The 17586-nt window shown below is 66.5% G+C and carries 15 protein-coding genes; 8 read left to right on the forward strand and 7 right to left on the reverse strand.

Going from position 1 to position 17586, the window contains the following annotated elements; translation table 11 throughout:
- Positions 1 to 8 precede the first annotated feature (8 nt).
- The 4 genes from AC5I49_RS00995 to AC5I49_RS01010 form a co-directional block, all read right to left on the reverse strand.
- Positions 9 to 608, reverse strand: coding sequence for an RNA polymerase sigma factor (locus AC5I49_RS00995; protein WP_016450480.1), 600 nt, complete (start codon positions 606 to 608; stop codon positions 9 to 11).
- Positions 609 to 822: 214 nt separating this feature from the next.
- Positions 823 to 2121 (reverse strand): lysine N(6)-hydroxylase/L-ornithine N(5)-oxygenase family protein, encoded by a 1299-nt coding sequence (locus tag AC5I49_RS01000; protein ID WP_495788707.1) that lies wholly within the window; start codon positions 2119 to 2121, stop codon positions 823 to 825.
- A gap of 11 nt (positions 2122 to 2132) precedes the next feature.
- Positions 2133 to 3245 carry a GNAT family N-acetyltransferase gene (locus tag AC5I49_RS01005; RefSeq protein WP_495788708.1) on the reverse strand — a complete coding sequence of 371 codons (1113 nt, stop codon included), beginning with the start codon at positions 3243 to 3245 and terminating at the stop codon, positions 2133 to 2135.
- A gap of 143 nt (positions 3246 to 3388) precedes the next feature.
- Entirely contained in the window at positions 3389 to 4354 is a 966-nt protein-coding gene (locus AC5I49_RS01010; RefSeq protein WP_495788709.1) for an alpha/beta hydrolase, read from the reverse strand.
- A gap of 245 nt (positions 4355 to 4599) precedes the next feature.
- Here AC5I49_RS01010 and AC5I49_RS01015 point away from each other — a divergent pair, with 245 nt between their 5' ends.
- Both AC5I49_RS01015 and AC5I49_RS01020 read left to right on the forward strand, forming a co-directional pair.
- Positions 4600 to 6315 carry a cyclic peptide export ABC transporter gene (locus AC5I49_RS01015; RefSeq protein ID WP_495788710.1) on the forward strand — a complete coding sequence of 572 codons (1716 nt, stop codon included), beginning with the start codon at positions 4600 to 4602 and terminating at the stop codon, positions 6313 to 6315.
- A gap of 21 nt (positions 6316 to 6336) precedes the next feature.
- Complete coding sequence (locus AC5I49_RS01020; RefSeq protein ID WP_495788711.1) at positions 6337 to 7191, forward strand: formyl transferase; 855 nt, start codon at positions 6337 to 6339, stop codon at positions 7189 to 7191.
- A 153-nt stretch (positions 7192 to 7344) separates the two neighbouring features.
- On the opposite strand, the gene AC5I49_RS01025 is transcribed toward AC5I49_RS01020, so the two are convergent.
- The 3 genes from AC5I49_RS01025 to AC5I49_RS01035 all read right to left on the reverse strand — a co-directional run bounded on the left by AC5I49_RS01025 (position 7345) and on the right by AC5I49_RS01035 (position 10106).
- Positions 7345 to 8103 (reverse strand): 3-hydroxyacyl-CoA dehydrogenase, encoded by a 759-nt coding sequence (locus tag AC5I49_RS01025; RefSeq protein ID WP_016450486.1) that lies wholly within the window; start codon positions 8101 to 8103, stop codon positions 7345 to 7347.
- A gap of 131 nt (positions 8104 to 8234) precedes the next feature.
- A complete protein-coding gene (locus AC5I49_RS01030) occupies positions 8235 to 9281 on the reverse strand; it encodes an extracellular solute-binding protein (RefSeq protein WP_495788712.1) in 1047 nt (348 codons plus the stop codon).
- Between the two features lie 276 nt (positions 9282 to 9557).
- On the reverse strand, positions 9558 to 10106 hold the full coding sequence (locus AC5I49_RS01035; protein ID WP_016450488.1) for a phasin family protein: 549 nt from the start codon (positions 10104 to 10106) through the stop codon (positions 9558 to 9560).
- Between the two features lie 323 nt (positions 10107 to 10429).
- Between AC5I49_RS01035 and AC5I49_RS01040 the strand changes: the two genes are divergently transcribed.
- From AC5I49_RS01040 to AC5I49_RS01065, 6 genes are all read left to right on the forward strand, one after another.
- Positions 10430 to 10891, forward strand: a complete 462-nt coding sequence (locus AC5I49_RS01040) for an acyl-CoA thioesterase (protein WP_017404735.1) — start codon at positions 10430 to 10432, stop codon at positions 10889 to 10891.
- A gap of 115 nt (positions 10892 to 11006) precedes the next feature.
- Positions 11007 to 12227 carry a nicotinate phosphoribosyltransferase gene (pncB, locus tag AC5I49_RS01045; RefSeq protein WP_016454370.1) on the forward strand — a complete coding sequence of 407 codons (1221 nt, stop codon included), beginning with the start codon at positions 11007 to 11009 and terminating at the stop codon, positions 12225 to 12227.
- Positions 12228 to 12288: 61 nt separating this feature from the next.
- Positions 12289 to 13716 (forward strand): sodium:proton antiporter, encoded by a 1428-nt coding sequence (locus AC5I49_RS01050; RefSeq protein WP_495788713.1) that lies wholly within the window; start codon positions 12289 to 12291, stop codon positions 13714 to 13716.
- A gap of 37 nt (positions 13717 to 13753) precedes the next feature.
- The gene (locus AC5I49_RS01055; protein WP_495788714.1) at positions 13754 to 14761 is read left to right on the forward strand and encodes a 2-hydroxyacid dehydrogenase; all 1008 of its coding nucleotides are present in this window, start codon (positions 13754 to 13756) and stop codon (positions 14759 to 14761) included.
- 110 nt (positions 14762 to 14871) lie between these two features.
- Positions 14872 to 16362, forward strand: coding sequence for a DNA recombination protein RmuC (locus tag AC5I49_RS01060; protein WP_495788750.1), 1491 nt, complete (start codon positions 14872 to 14874; stop codon positions 16360 to 16362).
- Position 16363: 1 nt separating this feature from the next.
- Complete coding sequence (locus AC5I49_RS01065; RefSeq protein ID WP_016450494.1) at positions 16364 to 17545, forward strand: MFS transporter; 1182 nt, start codon at positions 16364 to 16366, stop codon at positions 17543 to 17545.
- Positions 17546 to 17586: the final 41 nt, after the last annotated feature.

Here is a 17586-nt window from a genome sequence, read left to right on the forward strand (position 1 = left end):
AAGGGGGGTCAGGATGCGTCGTCGGTCAGTGTACTGTTGTCGAAATCCATGGCGCTGCCCAGCGCATGGTCCTCGATCAGCTCGGAGCGCAGCTGGGCCAGCACGCGCGAGCAGTCCAGCGTGGCGCGCACCATGTGCTTGGCGACGGCCATTTCGGTGATGTTGAGCTGATCGGCGATTTCCGCGCGCGTGTAGCCATGGGCGCGAAAGAGGATGAAGACTTCGCGCCGGCGCGGCGGCAGGCCTTCCAGCGCCTGGACGACGCGGTCCAGGATCTGGCGCTGGGCGGCCAGGGTTTCGCTGGATGGCGCGCTGTGCTGCACCGCCATTTGCTGGCGCGTCCAGTCCTGGGAGGTCTTGCGCTTGCGCGCATCGTCTATGCACAGGTTGCGTGCCACGCGAAACAGCAGGGCGCGCGGGGATTCGATGTCGGCATCGGGCAGCGCCTCGGCCTTCTTGCCGCTGCGCAGGCCCAGGGCGTGCACATAGACCCGCTCGAAGCTCGATTGCGCGATGTCGGCCGCATAGTGCGGATCCCGGAGATCGCGCGTGAGCTGGCGGCGCAGATCGCCATAGTGAGCCACGAGTTCCTGGATCAGGTCACGCATCCGGATACCTGCCTTTCCGCAAGGGCGATGGGTTGGAATCCCTGGGTCCGTACAGAGAAGGGCCTACCGGATGCTGCAACCCCGGCCAGGGCCGGGGCGGTGCAGCAGCGGGTATGGGATTCAGCGGCGCAGGTGATTCGAATTCAAATGCAAATGGTTTGCATTCAAATTATGGCATGGGAGATTCGTGCGCCATCATGCCCGGTGCGATCTTTCAGTCCTGCAGCGCCAGCTGTTCTGTGCGCGCAACATCGGGTTTTTGGGCTTGCGCTGCCAGCAGGGCGTCGCCGATTTCGCCGGTGCGCACCGAGGTGACCGACAGCAGGGTGTCGCTGAGGCCGTGGGAGCCCTCGCAGGCGCCCTGCAGGAAGATGGCGGGGCGAAAGTCCGCCGTGGTGTGCACCTGGTAGTCGCGGCTCACGGAGAAGTCGCCCAGGTAGGGGGCCAGCGGGTCCAGCAGGGTCTTGTGGTGCTCGCGCGCATAGCCGGTGGCCAGCACCACCACGTCGTAGCGCGATGCATGGTCGATGCCGCTGTTGAGGTCGCGCAGGCCCAGGTGGATGCCGTCGCTGGCAGCGCGCGCATCCTGCACCTCGTGGCGGCGCAGGAAGCGGTGGCGCGTGTCGCCGACGACCTTCTGTTCATAGAACACCTTGAAGATGCTCTCGATCAGCTCCAGGTCGGGACAGGCGTAGTTGGTGTGCCAGAACTCGCGCAGCAGAGCGCCGCGCTCGTCGTGCGGGCGGCTGTAGACATGGTCCACGAAGTCGGCGTTGAAGATTTCGTTGACGAAGGGGCTGTCGTCCGAGGGGCGGATGGAGCGGGCGCGCATGACCAGGTCGATCTCGGCCTTGGCGTAGCGGCCGTGCAGGTCCATGAAGATTTCCGCGGCGCTCTGGCCCGCGCCCACGACGGCGATGCGCAGCGGCCTGGCATGCTCGGCAATGCTGCGCAGGTAGGCGCTGGAGTGGAAGACGCGCGCATCGCCGCGCAGGGGCTTGAACTGCTCGGGAATGCTGGGCGTGCCGCCGATGCTCATGACCAGGTTCTGGCCCAGGCGCTCATGCACGTTGCCGGCCGCATCGCGCGAGCGCACGCGCAGCAGCTCCACCTTGCCGTCGCGTTTTTCAGGCAGCACCTCGATGACTTCCTGCCCGTAGACGCAGCGGTCCTCGAACTTGGAGGCGGCCCAGGCCAGGTAGTCGTTGAACTCGTGGCGGCTGGGAAAGAAGGTCTTGAGGTTGATGAAGTCCTGCAGCCGGCCCTTCTCGTGCAGGTAGTTGATGAAGGTGAAGCGGCTGGTGGGATTGCGCAGCGTGGCCAGGTCCTTGAGGAAGGACACCTGCATGTGGGCCTGCTCCAGCAGCATGTCCTTGTGCCAGGCGAAGCGCGGCTGCTTTTCGATGAAGACGGGGTGCATGGCCCGCGCGGTGGCTTCGCGCTCCTTGAGGGCGATGGCCAGGGCAATGTTGGAGGGGCCGAAGCCGATGCCGATCAGCGGGTGGGTTTGCATGGAAGGTCCTTTCATTGGGTCGATGCGTCCAGTGCGTCCGGCGCGGCTGCGTCGGTCTGCGGTATCCACAAGGCGTCTGCGAAAAAGCGTTCCCTGAGCAGCACTCCCAGCACGGCGCGCTTGTGCGGGAAGTCGAATTCCTTGACCAGCGCATAGCCGCAGCGCGGCAGGCTTTTGCGCATCTTGCGGTTGTCGGCGCGCGGCTCCACGACGATGCGCTGCGTGCGGCAGTCGTCCAGAAAGAGGTAGTGCGACAGCGAGGGCAGCCAGGCCGTCAGGTAGGGCTGGCCGCGGAACCGCGCCTCCCCCACCAGCGCATGCCAGCCCCGGTCATGGTCGCCCGCGTCATAGAAGGGGGCGATGCGGTCTTCCTTGGCCCAGTAGGCCTCGAAGTAGCCGAAGGGCTCGCCATCGAAGCAGCCGATGAGGCCCAACGCATGCGGGTCGCCGGCCATGCGCTGCAGGTAGGCGCGGTGGTGGGCGAGGTCGCCGCTTTCCTCCCAGAAATGCGCGACGACCGGGTCGTTCATCCAGCGGTGGATGAGGGGCAGGTCGGCCTCGGGCTCCACGGTGCGAAAGCTCAGCGTGCGGCCCAGCCAGGGGATGAAGCGGCGGTAGACCTCGCCGCGCGGCTTGTGCAGGCGCACGGGGTGACGCCGGCCTTCGCTGATCGTGTAGTGCAGCGCATAGGGTGGGCGCGGGCGGGGCAGCCACAGGGGCTGCTGCCACAGCACGCTTCTTGCCACGCGCGCAGCCTGGCCCGGCTGCACCGTGGCGATGCTGTCGCGCAGGCCCGGTGGCAGGCGGGGCAGGGACAGTTCGATGGCTTGCGCATCGGGATGCAGGCCAAAGCCTGCCTGCAGTGCGGCCAGCAGTTCATCCGCTTCGGGCATGCCCGAGCAGGGGCCCAGCCATTGCAGCTGCATCAGGCCTGGCGCGGCCGTGGGCGACAGGTTCCAGAGACTGTGCTTGCCGGGCCTGCCGGCATCCACGGACCCCGAACGCTCCAGGCGCAGCCGCTGTCCATCGCCGAAGACGCTGATCGTCTCGGCGCCTGCATGCGCAAGGTAGCTGGCGCCGGAGGCGTCCGGTGACGGTGTAGCGGTGGCTTCGACTGGACGCACGTGGACTCTTTCAGGTGGAGTGCCCCGCGTGCGGGACACGGATGGGGGCAAGGGCACAAGGGACGCAGGGGACGCAGGGGACGCAGGGCAGCCTCATGACCGGGATGACGTGCAGGCGCGGCAAATGTTCATGCCAGGGCCGTTCATGCCAGGGCCGGGATCCGGGCCGCCTGGAAGGAATGGGCCAGTGCCTTGCAGAGCTGGCCGCGCAGCACCTCGGTCTCTTCGGTGAGGGCGCCCAGCCGCGCAAAGTCATGGACCATGCCGGCGTAGATCTGCAGGTCCACGGCCACGCCGGCGGCCTGCAGCCGCTCGGCATAGCGCTTTCCTTCGTCGATCAGCGGGTCGTACTCGGCCAGCACCATCAGCGTGGGGGCCAGCCGGCCCAGGTCGGATGCCTGCAGGGGGGCAAAGCGCCAGTCCTGCCGGTCCGCATCGCTGCGCAGGTATTGGCGGAACATCCAGGCCAGGGTGTCACCTTCCAGCAGATGGCCGGTGGCCAGGCGCGCATGCGAGTCACTGTCCTGCTGCGCTGCCGTGCAGGGGTAGAGCAGCAACTGCAGCAAGGGCTGGGGCATGCCCGCGTCGCGCGCGGCGATGCACAGGGCCGTGGCCAGCGTGCCCCCGACGCTGTCGCCGCCAATGGCCAGGCGCTGCGCGTCCAGGCCATGGCGGCCGCCGTGCTCCAGCAGCCAGGCCAGGGCGTCCTCTGCGTCGAGGAAGGCTGTGGGAAAGCGGTGCTCTGGCGCCAGCCGGTAGTCGATGGCCAGCACATTGCAGGGCGTGCCCAGCGCCAGGCTGCGGCACAGGCTGTCATGCGAGTCGAGCCCGCCCAGCACGTAGCCGCCGCCGTGAAGGAACAGCAGGCAGGGCGCGGCTGTGTGTCCAGGGGCTGCGCGGTAGAGCCGGGCACGGATGCGCGCGCCGTCGCGCGTGGGCAGATCCAGGTCCTCGGTGGGCAGATCGTCGCCCGGCAGGTCCAGCGCCAGCGTGGCGTTGTCGTAGGCGGCGCGCGCCTGCGCTGCCGTCATCTGGCTCATGCGCGGGCGGCTGGATGCCTGGGCGTTGGCGAGTTCGAGAAATGCTTGCAGGTCGGGGTGGAGAGCCATGGCGTCCTTCGGGTGTGCGGCAGACAAGGCAGGGCGGGCCGATGCAGGGCATGGCGCCCGCGCTGCCCCTTCCCCGTGATGACGCTGGGCGGCGGAATTTGTTCATCGCCTGGGCGGTGAACATTTTTGGCGCACGCACGTCTTGCAGGGAGTAGGGAGCGCTCGCCGTGCGCCGCGCTCCAGGAAACGCCGGGCCGCGCCGGCATTGCAAGGCCATGCGCCCACGGGCGCCAGAGGAATCCCTTATGGAAAACGCCAGCCGACCGCCCTCCGAGGTACTGCGCCTGCTCAGGCCCTTCCTGCCGTGGATGGCCCTGTCCGTGGTCACGGGCATTTGCGCGGGTGGGGCCACGGTGGCGCTGCTGGCGACCATCAACCAGGTGCTCAACCGCCCAGGCGGATTGGCCGGCGGGCTGCTGCTGACCTTCATCGCCCTGTGCGCCACCGTGCTGGTGTGCCGGGCCGCGTCCGACATGTCGGGCAATTTCGTGGGGCAGCGCCTGGTGGCCCGGCTGCGCAAGGAGCTGGCCAGCAAGATCCTGGCCGCGCCCATCGACGCGCTGGAGCGCTACCGCACGCACCGCCTCATGCCCGTGCTCACGCAGGACGTGGACATGATCAGCGACGTGGCCTTCGTGCTGGCCTCCAACGTGATCGCCCTGGCCATTGCGCTGGGCTGCCTGGCCTATCTGGCCCTGCTGTCGCCGCCGCTGTTTGCCATGCTGGTGGTGGCGCTGGTGCTGGGCGTGAGCCTGCAGGCGCTGGCGCAGTCACGCGGCGTGGCGGGGTTCTGGAAGGCGCGCGATCACGAGGAAGTGCTGCACAAGGCCTACCGCGCCATCAGCGAAGGCGCCAAGGAGCTGCGCATGCACCGCGCGCGCCGGGGCCGCATCTTCGACGGGCAGATCGGCTCCACCGTGGATGCCATCCGCCGCATCAACAGCCGCGCCATCAACACCTATGCATTGGCCACGGCCTTCGGTTCGGCGCTGTTCTTTCTGTTGATCGCCCTCATCCTGGGCTGGGCCGCGCTGTGCACCACCGAGCCCGTGGTGCTCAGCGGCTTCGTGCTGGTGCTGCTGTTCCTCAAGGGCCCCATGGACCAGATCGCAGGCGCGCTGCCCAACCTGGGCCGTGCCAAGGTGGCGCTGCAGCGCATTGCCGACCTGTCGGCGCGCTTTGCCAGCCCCGAGCCGCACCTGCACCTGGACAGCCTGCCCGGCGAGGTCCGCCTGGACCACGGCCTGGAGCTGCGGGGCGTGCGCTATGCCTTCGATGCGCCCGAAGGCGGCAAGGCCTTCGAGATCGGCCCCATCGACCTGAAGCTGGGCAAGGGCGAACTGGTCTTTGTGGTGGGTGACAACGGCTCGGGCAAGACCACGCTGATCAAGCTGCTGCTGGGCCTGTATGCGCCCCAGCAGGGCGAGATCCTGCATGACGGCCAGCCCGTCACGGCACAGACGCGCGATGACTACCGCCAGCTGTTCACCACGGTGTTCTCGGACTTCTACCTGTTCGAGGACCTGGTGGCCGGTGGCGAGGAAGGCCAGGCCGCCGCGCTGCCCGAGGCCGCGCTGCCCTACCTGCAGCGGCTGGAGATCGCCCACAAGGTCAGCGTGCGCAACGGCAGCTTCAGCACCATCGACCTGTCCACCGGCCAGCGCAAGCGCCTGGCCCTGGTCCACGCCTATCTGGAGGGCCGGCCCGTGCTGGTCTTCGACGAATGGGCGGCCGACCAGGATCCGAGCTTCCGCCACCTGTTCTACACCGAGCTGCTGCCCGAGCTGCGCGCCAGGGGCCACCTGCTGGTGGTCATCTCCCATGACGATCGCTACTTCCACCTGGCCGACCGCATCGTGCGCATGGAGGCCGGCCGCATGGTCCTGCCGCAAGACGGGGCGCAGCCGGTGGCGGCTGCATCGGCCAGTCCCGCCAGTCAAGGCGTGCTGGCCGACATCTGAATTCCTGCTGAATCCACGAACATGGCAAAGACAAAACTCGTCTACATCTGGTCCCTGAGAAACGCCGCCGCCGACCAGGCCGGCCAGCACATCGCCTACAAGGGCGCAACGCGCTACATGAAGTCGCCGCTCGAATACCTGGGCGAGTTGCTGGACACCAGCCCGCTGGGCGATATCTACAGCCTGGAGGCCGTGATCCACGACGACGACGAGGCCTCGCCGCGCGACCGCGAAAAGATCGGCGACTACGGCTTCAGCTACCGGCCGGGCGGCCGCTGGTTCTATCCGCCGGACCTGCGCATCCAGGGGCGCAGGGTCAATGACCTGCTCATGGCCGTGCCGTCTTCCTACCGGCGCCTGCCGCTGAACGATCCGCAGCGCGCCGTGGGCAAGCAGATGTTCGAGGCGCAGTTGCAGGACAGGCTGGTACAGCTGGGTGCCGAGCGGGTGGTGCTGGACGGCCTGCTCGTCATCCTGGACCGGCTCGTGCGGCCCGGTGCCCTGTTCCACCGCAGGATCGCCAACATCCACCCCGGCATCACGCGCCTGGAGTCACCCTATGAACGCCGGGGCGCCTGCGCCACGCTGGACGCGCTGCATGGCGCACAAGGCTACAAGATCGTGGACTGGAAGACCATGGAACAGCGCCCGGTCCCGCCCCTGTTCAAGACCGGCGCATCCTTTCACTACGTGGACAACGGCATCGACTCCGGCGAAGTCATCGCCGACGTGCTGGGCACCGACATCGATCCCCAAGACACGATTCTTGAGCTGCGCTGGAACAACTTCCAGCACAGCCTGTTCCCTGCATTGCGCAAGGGGCTGGAGATGATGGCCAGAGCGCCTGCAGACCCGCCTGCAGACACCACGGTGTGACAACGCGCGTATCTCAAAAACCGGCACGGCCCAAAGCGATGGACACCGAGCAAGGGCCTATGCCGGCCGCGCCGCCCCGCCGCGAGGGTGTCGTCCCCCTCCCTCGCGAAGCGAGAAAGAGAGGGGGAAGCGGCGCAGCCGCTCAGGGGGGGCTTACTTCGGCGCCAGACGAATGGCCCCATCCAGCCGGATCACCTCGCCATTGAGCATGTCGTTGTCCAGGATGTGGCGCACCAGCTTGGCATAGTCCTGGGGCGTGCCCAGGCGGCTGGGGAAGGGCACGCCGGCGGCCAGCGCGTCCTGCACTTCCTGCGGCATGCCGAACAGCATGGGCGTGCCGAAGATGCCGGGGGCAATCGTCATGTTGCGGATGCCGTTGCGCGCCAGGTCGCGCGCAATGGGCAGCGTCATGCCGACCACGCCGCCCTTGGACGCCGCATAGGCCGCCTGGCCGATCTGGCCGTCGTAGGCGGCCACGCTGGCCGTGGAGATCAGCACGCCGCGCTCGCCCGTGCTCTCGGGCTCGTTGGCCGACATGGCGGCGGCGGCCAGGCGGATCATGTTGAAGCTGCCGATCAGGTTGACCGTGATGGTCTTGGAGAACAGCGCCAGGTTGTGCGCGCCGTTCTTGCCCACGGTCTTCTCGGCGGGCGCAATGCCTGCGCAGTTGACCAGGCCTGCCAGCTTGCCCAGGCTCACGGCCTTGTCCACCACAGCCTGGCCATCGGCCTCCTGGCTCACGTCGCATTTGACGAAGACGCCGCCGATCTCGTGCGCCACGGCCTCGCCCTTGTCCGCCTGCATGTCGGCTATCACCACCTTGCCGCCCTCGGCCGCCAGCATGCGCGCCGTGCCTTCGCCCAGCCCGGAGGCGCCGCCCGTGACGATGAATACCCGGTCCTTGATCTGCATGGAATGTCTCCTTGGTTATCTGACGTTGACGTAAACGTAACTCTCAAATTATGCATGCAGCCCCGGCCGCAGCCATGTCGCGTCCAAGAAAAAGCCCGGCAGTGCCGGGCTGGTGATGGGCGCGATGGGGGTTACTGGAACCCGGCACGGTCCAGCATTTGCTGGACCTTGGTCATGTTCTTGCCCACGGCCGTGATCGGGATGGTCTCGCTCTTGAAGGGCTTGCCGCCGGTCATTTCCTTGAGGGCAGGGTTGTCCAGTTCCACGCCCTTGGCTGCTGGCCACTCGTTGTTGCCGTTGGCAAAGTAGTTCTGGGCGGCGGGGCTGGCCAGGTACTCCAGGAACTTGACGGCGTTGTCCTTGTTCTTGGCATGGCGTGCCACGGCGCCGCCCGCGATGTTCAGGTGCGTGCCCCAGCTGGACTGGTTGGGGAAGACCACGCCGATCTTGCCGACCACGGCCTGGTCCTCGGGCTTGCCCGAACGCATCATGCGCGCCAGGTAGTAGCTGTTGGTCACGCCGATGGTGCATTCGCCCGAGGCCACGGCCTTGATCTGGTCGGTGTCGCCACCCTTGGGCGGGCGGGCCAGGTTGGCCTTCATGCCCTGGATCCAGCCCTCTGCCTTTTGCTCGCCCATGTGTTCGACCACGGTGCCGAACAGGCTCAGGTTGTAGGGGTGCGAGCCCGAGCGGATGCACAGCTGGCCCTTGAACTTGGGGTCGGCCAGCGATTCGTAGTTCTGCACGTCGGCAGGCTGGACCTTGGCCTTGTTGTAGACGATGACGCGGGCGCGTGTGGACAGGCCGAACCAGCTGATGCCCTCGGCCGTGGGCTGGGCGCGCAGGTTGGAGGGAATGGCGTCTTCCAACAGCTTGGAGTGGATGGGCTGGAACAGGCCATCCACCTCGCCGCGGTACAGGCGCGCGGCATCGACCAGCAGGATCACGTCGGCCGGCGAGGCCTGGCCCTCGGCCTTCAGGCGCGCAATGATGCCGGCGTCGTCGCCGTCCACGCGGTTGATCTTGATGCCGGTGGCCTTGGTGAAGCCGTTGTACAGCTCCTCGTCCGTGGAGTAGTGGCGCGCGGAGTAGAGGTTGACGACCTGGGAGTCGGCAATGGCTGTGCCGGCAGCCACCAGGGCGCAAGCGGCAAACAGGGCTTTCAGGGATTTCGACATGAAGACAGGCCTCTCTTTGTTGGCAAAGCGCGATGATAGGTCAAACGCGAATCGTTCTTAATAAAGGGGGTGGTTCTGGAGGGCTATGGCAGCCCGGGGTATCGAGGACGGGAATAAAAAAAACCCAGTCCAAGGACTGGGTTTTGAAAGGATCCAGAAACGGGGGTTTCGAGAGGATCCAAGGAGACAACTGGTCAGGTCTTGCGACCCGGGATGCATGCAATTATGAGGGTAATCACTGATTCTTGCACGCAGTCCTGTTGTAAGACGGCGTGATCAACGCTTGCGGGTCTGGGCCGACTGGACGGCTTCGCTGGCGGTGTTGGTCACGGCCGTGAAGTTGGCTTCCGCCAGGTCCGAAGCCTGCTTGACGGCCTTTTGCACCGACTCGAAGGCATTGTTGGCAGCCGACACGGCGCTCTTCATCACGGCCACGGCGGTTTCGGAACCTGCGGGTGCGTTCTTGGCGGTGGTGTCCACCAGGGCGCTGAAGTTCTTCTGCAGATCGGACGCCTGGCTTTCGAAGGCCTTGGCCAGCTCGGCACCGGTGCCGCTGGCGATGTCGTACAGGTGGCGGCTGTAGGCGGCGGTCTTTTCAGCCAGGGGCTGGAACAGGTTGGCCTGCAGCGACAGCAGCTCCTGCGCATCCTTCACGCTCAGGACGGCCTGGGTGTGCTGGGCGGCTTCGTTCAGTGCGGCGCGCGAGGCGGTCACATTCAGTTCCACCAGCTTTTCAACGCCTTCGAAGGCCTTGCTCGTCAGGCCGAACAGGGTTTCCAGGTTGGCCTTTTGTGCGCTCAGGATTTGGTCAGGGGTCAAGCTCATGTCAGTCTCCAGAAAAACGGACCACAGGGGTCTCGGGTTACGGGGAATTGCCTGCGCTGACCTGACTGAGTGTCATGTTGCAGTGCAGCATGGGTCTTATTGTAGGGATTGCAAAAAAGGAATCAAGTACCTGATGCTGCGGTGCAGCAAAAAAATCGGCAAAGCTGTGGGTTTTTTGTAAGTCTTTGATTTTGAATTGGTTTTATGTCGGTTTGACGACATTTTTCGGTTTGCATGCTTACTCGCTTGGCGAGTGATTGGCCGCAGTGCGCGTCGTGATGGCGACAGTGGCTGGGGACAGGGCGCATTCGGCCGGCGGCACAATGGCCGCCATGAATGAATCGCCCCCGAGCCGCCCCGCGCCGCAGCCCCGTTCGGCCTATGCGGCATTCCGACGCATCAGCACGCGCTGGTCGGACAACGACGTCTACGGGCACGTCAACAACGTCGTCTATTACAGCTGGTTCGATACGGCGGTGAATGCCCATCTGATCGAGCAGGGCGCGCTGGACATTCATGCGGGCGAGACGATAGGCCTGGTCATAGAGACGCAATGCAATTACTTTGCGCCGCTGGCCTTCCCGCAGGAGGTGGAGGCCGGTATCCGGGTGGCCCGCATCGGTGGCTCCAGCGTGCGCTACGAGGTGGGGCTGTTCGCGCAGGGCGAGCCATTGACGGCGGCGGCCGGGCATTTCGTGCATGTCTATGTGGACCGGCATACGCGCCGGCCTGCCCAGATTCCGCAGGCGCTGCGACAGGTGCTGGAGCCGCTGCTGCGCGGCTGATGGCGTCCGGGGCGCATGCAAGGCGTGCGCTCGCAGCGCGGCAGCGTGTGTATGGCCTACACTCGAAAGCTGTCTGCCATCTGACCGCTGGGGCGCTTACCGCCCGGCTCTGTCCATGATCATCACCAGCCTGCTCGATACCGACCTGTACAAATTCACGATGATGCAGGTGGTGCTGCACCAGTTTCCCGGAGCACAGGTCGAGTACCGCTTCAAGTGCCGCAACCCCGGCGTGCAGCTCGCACCCTATGTGAACGAGATCCGCTCCGAGATCCGCTCGCTGTGCAGCCTGCGTTTCCAGGACGCGGAGCTGGCCTATCTGAGCTCGCTGCGCTTCATCAAGAGCGACTTCGTCGATTTCCTGGGCCTGTTCCACCTCAACGAGAAATGCATCACGGTGCAGGCGCTGCCCAATGGCGAGATCGACATCACCATCCGCGGGCCCTGGCTGCACACCATCCTGTTCGAGATTCCCGTGCTGGCCATCGTCAACGAGGTGTACTTCCGCAACACCCAGCCGGTGCCCGATTTTCCGGAAGGCCGGCGCCGTCTCGACGCCAAGATTGCGCTGCTGCAGCAGCCCGGCCTGGAGCAGCTCAAGATTGCCGACTACGGCACGCGCCGTCGCTTTTCGCGGGCCTGGCATGAAGAGGTGCTGCGCGTGCTGTGCGCACGCCTGGGCCGGCCCGGCGCATCCGCGGAGTCCGAAGGCCAGTTCGCCGGCACCAGCAATGTGCTGTACGCCATGAAGCTGGGCGTGCGGCCCCTGGGCACGCTGGCGCATGAATACCTGCAGGCCTGCCAGTCCCTGGGCCCGCGCCTGCGCGACAGCCAGATCTTCGGCTTCGAATCCTGGGCGCGCGAATACCGGGGCGACCTGGGCATTGCGCTGTCGGACGTCTACGGCATGTCGGCCTTCCTGCGCGATTTCGACCTGTACTTCTGCAAGCTCTTCGACGGTGCGCGCCACGACAGCGGCGACCCGTTCGAATGGGGCGAGCGGCTGCTGGCCCACTACCGTGCCAACCGCATCGATCCGCTGACCAAGACGCTGATCTTCAGCGACGGCCTGACGGTGCCGCGCACCATCGAGCTGTTCCAGCGCTTCCATGGCCGCTGCCAGCTGGCCTTCGGCATAGGCACCAACCTGACCAACGACCTGGGCGACGCGCCCGACCATGTGCCGCTGCAGATCGTCATCAAGATGACCCGCTGCAACGGCCAGCCCGTGGCCAAGCTCTCGGACACGCCGGGCAAGAGCATGTGCGATGACGAGAAGTACCTGGCCTACCTGCGCCAGGTGTTCGAGATTGCGCCGCCTGCGGCGCAGGCTTGATTGCGGCACCACCTGCCGCCAGGAGGGGACAGTGAATAGAGAACAAAGAGGAGACGGGACCATGAAGGCATTGCGCGGATTGCTGGCGCTGCTGGCCACCTGCGCGCCATCCTGGGCCCTGGCCGCCGATATCGACGGCGGCCAGCTTTCGGTACTTTGGGGCGTGCCGTTTGCGGGCATGCTGTTGTCCATCGCCCTGGTGCCGCTGGCGGCGCCCCATTTCTGGCACCGGCATTTCGGCAAGGTGACGGCCGCCTGGGCGCTGCTCTTTCTGCTGCCCTTCGCGGCGGTGTTCGGCGTGGGCGCGGCCATGGCCAACCTGGTGCATGCCCTGCTGGCCGAATACCTGCCGTTCGTGATCCTGCTGACGGCGCTGTACACGGTGTCGGGCGGCATCTATGTGCGCGGCAATCTCAAGGGATCGCCGGGGCTGAACACGGCCATTCTGGCGATCGGCGCCGTGCTGGCCAGCTTCATGGGGACCACGGGCGCCTCGATGCTGCTGATCCGGCCGCTGCTGCGCGCCAACGACAACCGCAGGCACCAGGTGCATGTGGTGGTGTTCTTCATCTTCATCGTCTCCAATGCCGGCGGCTCGCTGACGCCGCTGGGCGATCCACCGCTGTTCCTGGGCTTTCTCAAGGGGGTGGATTTCTTCTGGACGGTACGTCACATCTTCACCGAGACGCTGTTCCTGGTGGGTGCGCTGCTGGCGTTGTTCTACGCGATCGATGCCTGGCTGCTGCGCAAGGCCGGCGAAGCGGATCTGCCCGATCCCACGCCCAGCGTCGATGCCTTGGGCCGCGCCAGCCGCCTGGGCTTTGATGGCGGCGTGAACTTCGTGCTGCTGCTGGCCGTGGTGGCACTGGTGCTGATGAGCGGCCTGTGGCGTACCGATGCCGGTCTGGTGCTGGCCGGCACGCATGTGGGCCTGCCGGGTCTGGTGCGCGATGCGGGCCTCGTCGCCGTGACTGTGCTGTCCCTCAGGCTCACGCCGCGCAGCGTGCACCAGGCCAATGAATTCGGCTGGGGGCCGATGCAGGAAGTGGCCAAGCTGTTCGCGGGCATCTTCCTGACCATCATTCCCGTGATCGCCATGCTCAAGGCGGGAACGGCCGGACCCTTCGGCGCCATTGTGGGGGCCGTGACGCGCGCCGACGGCACGCCCGATCCGCTGATGTATTTCTGGGCCACGGGCCTGCTGTCCTCGTTCCTGGACAACGCGCCGACCTACCTGGTGTTCTTCAATACGGCGGGCGGAGACGCCGCTCAGATGATGACGGCCATGGCCTCGACGCTGGCCGCCATCTCGGCGGGCGCGGTGTTCATGGGCGCCAACACCTATATCGGCAATGCGCCCAACCTGATGGTCAAGGCCATTGCCGAGGAGCGCGGCGTGAAGATGCCCAGCTTCTTCGGCTACATGGCCTGGTCGCTGTGCATTCTGGTGCCGCTGTTCGTATTGATGAGCTTCATCTGGTTCCGCTGAAGAACCGCCTAACGCCAAGACAAGGAAAGAGACAGACATGGCAAGCAAACCCCGCATCCTGATCGCCCGTGCCATCCCGCCCGAAGTGGTGCGCAAGCTGGAGCAGCACTTCGAGGTCGAGTCCAACCAGGATGACGTGGTCTGGAGCCCGCAGGAACTGGCCCGGCATCTGCAGGACAAGGATGGCGTGCTGACCACGGGCTCGCAGACCATCGATGCGGCGCTGCTGGCCGCCTGCCCGCGCCTGAAGGTGGTGGCCAACATGGCCGTGGGCTACAACAACTTCGACGTGCCTGCGATGACGGCTGCAGGTGTGCAGGGCACGAATGCCCCCGACGTGCTGACCGAGACCACGGCCGATTTCGGCTTTGCCCTGCTGATGGCCACGGCCCGCCGCGTGACAGAGAGCGAGCACTACCTGCGCGCCGGAAAGTGGAACTCCTGGCGCTACGACCTGTTTGCCGGCTCGGAAGTGCACGGCAGCACGCTGGGCATCATCGGCATGGGCCGCATCGGCCAGGGCATCGCCAAACGCGGGGCACATGGCTTCGGCATGAAGGTGGTCTATCACAACCGCTCGCGCCTGTCGCCCGAGCTGGAAGCCGAATGCAAGGCCGGCTACGTGGGCAAGGATGAACTGCTGGCCATGGCCGACCATGTGGTGCTGGTGCTGCCCTACACCAAGGAAAACCACCACACCATAGGCGCGGCCGAGATCGCCCGGATGAAGCCCACGGCCACGCTGATCAACATCGCGCGCGGCGGCATCGTCGATGACGCGGCGCTGGCCAGGGCACTGCGCGACAGGACCATTGCTGCAGCAGGCCTGGACGTGTTCGAGGGCGAGCCCTCGGTCCATCCCGGCCTGCTGACCGTGCCCAACGTGGTGCTGACCCCGCACATCGCCAGCGCCACCATGGGCACGCGCAGCGCCATGGCCGAGCTGGCGGCCGACAACCTGATCGACTTCCTGTCCGGCAAGGGCCCGCGCACGCCCGTGAACCAGCCCGAAGCGGCGGCCGCCGGCGCGCGCGCCAAGGCCTGAACACGGTGTTGTGACAATCGCGGGAAGGCTGGCCGTGGCCGCTTCCCGCTGCATGGAGCGCAAGCAAAATCTTGACCCAGATATCCGGAGTATGGTGGGCGGCCTGTGCCGTGCTGCTGTTGGGGCAGGCGGCCGTGATCTGGCTGCTGTGGAGGCGCTCGGCGCAGCGCGAGGACGGGGTGGCGCCCCAGCAGGTGCTGCAGGCGCTGCAGATGCTGGACGTGCGGCTGCAGCAGCTCGAGCGCGGTGCCCAGGCCACGCAGATGGCCGTGGCCAAGAGCGATGGCGGGCTGGACCGCGTCTCGCAGCAGCTGCAGGCCCATCTGGCCCAGGCCCAGCTCGATGCCCAGGCGGCGCGGCGCGAGCAGGGCGAGGCGCTGGCAGCCTTTCGCATGGAACTGGGCCGGCTCACCGTGCGGCTGGCCGCCGACAGCGCCCAGGCCCGCGAGGCCCAGGGCGAAAGCACGCAGCGCTTCAACGCCCATGTGCAGGAGCGCTTCGAGGCGCTGGCGCAGACCACGCGCAGCACGCTGGACTCCCTCAAGAACGACATCCAGCAGCAGCTGGGCGGGCTGGCGCAATCCAGCCAGGTCCATGCCGAGCAGCTGCGCGGCACGCTCAACGAGCGGCTGGCCACCATCCAGTCGGACAATGCGGCGCGCCTGGAAGAGATGCGGCGCACGGTGGACGAGAAGCTGCATGCCACGCTGGAGCAGCGCCTGGGCGAATCGTTCAAGCTGGTCAGCGACCGGCTGGAGCAGGTGCACAAGGGCCTGGGCGAGATGCAGACGCTGGCCGGCAGCGTGGGCGATCTCAAGCGCGTGATGACCAATGTGAAGACGCGCGGCACCTGGGGCGAGCTGCAGCTGGGCGCCATCATCGAGAACGTGCTCACGCCCGAGCAGTACGCGCGCAACGTCAAGACCGTGCCCGGCAGCGACGACATGGTGGAGTTCGCCATCCGCCTGCCCGGACGCAGCGACGAGACGCCGGTCTGGCTGCCCATCGACGCCAAGTACCCGGTGGAGCAGTACCAGCGCCTGCTCGACGCCCAGGATGCGGCGGACAAGGCGGCCATTGTCTCGGCAGGCAATGCCTTCGAGGCATCGATCAAGTTCGAGGCGCGCAAGATCCACGGCAAGTACGTGAGCCCGCCGCACACCACGGACTTTGCCGTGCTCTACCTGCCTACCGAAGGCCTGTTTGCCGAGGTCATGCGCCGCCCCGGCCTGGTCGAGGCCGTGCAGAACGGCTGCCGCGTGATGGTCACCGGCCCGGCCAACCTGGCCGCCATGCTCAGCAGCCTGCAGATGGGCTTCAAGACGCTGGCCATCGAAAAGCGCTCGTCCGAGGTCTGGGCGGTGCTCGGCCAGGTCAAGACCGAGTTCGCCAAGTTCGGCGAAGTGGTGGATGCCACGCGCAAGTCCATAGACGCGGCGGCCAAGCGCTTCGAGCAGGTGGGCGTGCGCACGCGCGCCATCCAGCGCCAGCTGCGCGACGTGCAGGAGCTGCCCGCGCCGACCTCTAGTGCAGCGCGGCCCGGCGTGCCGGATGACAAGGACGCTGCGGCCGGAATGGAGCCGGGATCGGATCAGGATTGAGATGAACCTGGCCCTGTTCAAGGTCATCATGGCGCAGGTCAGCGTGCATGCCACCATGGCCGGCATGCGGCTGGCAGCGCCCTTGCTGGCGCTGCAGCAGGGCTATAGCGCGGCGGCCGTGGGCATCTTGCTGGCGCTGTTCGCGCTGACCCAGGTGTTCCTGGCGCTGCCGGCCGGGCGCTTCGCTGACAAGCATGGTTTTCGCAAGCCGTTTTTCCTGTCCATGCTGGCGGCCAGCGGGGGCTGCGCGCTGGCGCTGGCATTGCCCCTGTATCCGGTGCTATGCCTTGCGGCGTTGTTGACGGGCGGAGCCAGCGGCGCCGTGGTGATTGCCGTGCAGCGCCATGCGGGCCGTGTCACCCACGATGCGGTGGCGCTCAAGAAGGTGTTCAGCTGGTTGGCCATAGGCCCGGCCATCTCCAACTTCATCGGGCCCTTCAGCACCGGGCTGCTGATCGATCACGCGAATTTTGGCGGCGAGGGCAGCACCATGGGCTATCGCGTCGCCTTCGGCCTGCTGGCCCTGGTGCCCGTGCTGGCCTGGAGCTGGGTGCGCCACACGCAGGAGCTGCCGCCCGTGCGCGCGCCCATAGGCGGTCCAAAGCAGCATGCCTGGGACCTGCTGCGCGACCGCAATTTCCGCAACCTGCTGCTGGTCAACTGGCTGCAGTCCGCATGCTGGGACGTGCACACCTTCGTGCTGCCGCTGCTGGGCCATGAGAAGGGCCTGAGCGCCTCGGTCATCGGCACGCTGCTGGGCATTTTTGCCGTGGCGGCCGCCGCCATCCGCCTGGCCATGCCGCTGGTGGCCGAGCGCTTGCGCGAAGGCGCCGTGATCTCCGGTGCCATGGCCATCACCGCCTTCGTCTTTGCGCTGTACCCCTTCATGGACTCGGCGCTGACCATGGGCATGTGTTCGGTGATGCTGGGTTTTTCGCTGGGGTCTGTGCAGCCCATGGTCATGAGCATGCTGCACCAGATCACGCCCGAGCACCGCCATGGCGAGGCACTGGGCCTGCGGCTCATGGCCATCAATGCCTCCAGCGTGGCCATGCCCGTGCTGTTCGGCTCGGCGGGGGCATTGATCGGTGTGTCTGCGCTGTTCTGGGTGGTGGGCGCGGCCGTGGCCTCGGGCATCCGCACGGCCTGGTTCATGGGGCTGACGCCGCGCAAGCCGGAATGAAAAAAAGCGACCTGCGCCTTGGTGCGCAGATCGCCTTGCGA

The sequence above is a fragment of the Delftia sp. genome (assembly GCF_059499305.1).

Bases quoted from the DNA above. Each gene is read 5' to 3' on its own strand.
- AC5I49_RS01050 (WP_495788713.1), top strand. From the start codon at position 12,289: ATGAAGGCATTGCGCGGATTGCTGGCGCTGCTGGCCACCTGCGCGCCA.
- AC5I49_RS01055 (WP_495788714.1), top strand. From the start codon at position 13,754: ATGGCAAGCAAACCCCGCATCCTGATCGCCCGTGCCATCCCGCCCGAA.
- pncB (WP_016454370.1), top strand. From the start codon at position 11,007: ATGATCATCACCAGCCTGCTCGATACCGACCTGTACAAATTCACGATG.
- AC5I49_RS01065 (WP_016450494.1), top strand. From the start codon at position 16,364: ATGAACCTGGCCCTGTTCAAGGTCATCATGGCGCAGGTCAGCGTGCAT.
- AC5I49_RS01000 (WP_495788707.1), bottom strand. From the start codon at position 2,121: ATGCAAACCCACCCGCTGATCGGCATCGGCTTCGGCCCCTCCAACATT.
- AC5I49_RS01035 (WP_016450488.1), bottom strand. From the start codon at position 10,106: ATGAGCTTGACCCCTGACCAAATCCTGAGCGCACAAAAGGCCAACCTG.
- AC5I49_RS01015 (WP_495788710.1), top strand. From the start codon at position 4,600: ATGGAAAACGCCAGCCGACCGCCCTCCGAGGTACTGCGCCTGCTCAGG.
- AC5I49_RS01020 (WP_495788711.1), top strand. From the start codon at position 6,337: ATGGCAAAGACAAAACTCGTCTACATCTGGTCCCTGAGAAACGCCGCC.
- AC5I49_RS01040 (WP_017404735.1), top strand. From the start codon at position 10,430: ATGGCCGCCATGAATGAATCGCCCCCGAGCCGCCCCGCGCCGCAGCCC.
- AC5I49_RS01025 (WP_016450486.1), bottom strand. From the start codon at position 8,103: ATGCAGATCAAGGACCGGGTATTCATCGTCACGGGCGGCGCCTCCGGG.
- AC5I49_RS01010 (WP_495788709.1), bottom strand. From the start codon at position 4,354: ATGGCTCTCCACCCCGACCTGCAAGCATTTCTCGAACTCGCCAACGCC.
- AC5I49_RS00995 (WP_016450480.1), bottom strand. From the start codon at position 608: ATGCGTGACCTGATCCAGGAACTCGTGGCTCACTATGGCGATCTGCGC.
- AC5I49_RS01030 (WP_495788712.1), bottom strand. From the start codon at position 9,281: ATGTCGAAATCCCTGAAAGCCCTGTTTGCCGCTTGCGCCCTGGTGGCT.